1 protein-coding gene is annotated in these 1019 nt (G+C 59.1%); it reads left to right on the top strand.

The window, feature by feature from the left end:
• Positions 1-1019 (top strand): elongation factor Tu (tuf, locus tag ACR0NT_RS19525; protein WP_480443541.1); only part of this gene is annotated, 1019 nt, incomplete at both ends.

A 1019-nucleotide genomic window follows, 5' to 3' on the forward strand; every position in this document is an offset into this window, starting at 1 on the left:
ATGGCAAAGGAAAAGTTTGAGCGTACAAAACCGCACGTCAACATCGGCACGATTGGCCACGTTGACCATGGTAAAACGACGCTGACCGCAGCGATCACCAAGTATTTCGGTGACTTCAAAGCGTATGACCAAATCGACGGTGCGCCGGAAGAGAAAGCGCGCGGCATCACCATCTCGACCGCCCACGTGGAATACGAGACCGACAACCGCCACTACGCGCACGTCGACTGCCCCGGCCACGCCGACTACGTCAAGAACATGATCACCGGTGCTGCCCAGATGGACGGCGCGATCCTGGTTGTGAACGCCGCTGACGGCCCGATGCCGCAGACCCGCGAGCACATCCTGCTGGGCCGCCAGGTTGGCATCCCGAAGATGGTCGTGTTCCTGAACAAAGTTGACCAGGTTGACGACGAAGAGCTGCTGGAACTGGTTGAGATGGAAGTTCGCGAACTGCTGTCCAGCTACGAATACCCCGGCGACGATATTCCGATCGTTGCAGGTTCGGCTCTGGCCGCGATGGAAGGCAACAACCCGGAAATCGGCGAAGAGAAGATCAAGGAACTGATGGCGGCTGTTGATGAGTACATCGACACCCCTGAGCGTGCTGTTGACCAGCCGTTCCTGATGCCGATCGAAGACGTGTTCTCGATCTCGGGCCGTGGTACCGTTGTGACCGGCCGTGTCGAGCGTGGCGTGATCAACGTTGGCGACGAGATCGAAATCGTCGGCATCCGCGACACTTCGAAAACCACCTGCACCGGCGTTGAAATGTTCCGCAAGCTGCTGGACCGCGGTGAAGCGGGCGACAACATCGGCGCCCTGCTGCGTGGTGTTGACCGTGAAGGCGTTGAGCGTGGCCAGGTTCTGTGTAAGCCGGGTTCGGTTACACCGCACACCAAGTTCGAAGCCGAAGCCTACATCCTGACCAAGGAAGAAGGCGGCCGTCACACTCCGTTCTTCGCGAACTACCGTCCGCAGTTCTACTTCCGTACGACTGACGTGACCGGCACCGTGAC

The organism is Ruegeria sp. AB10 (assembly GCF_056542745.1).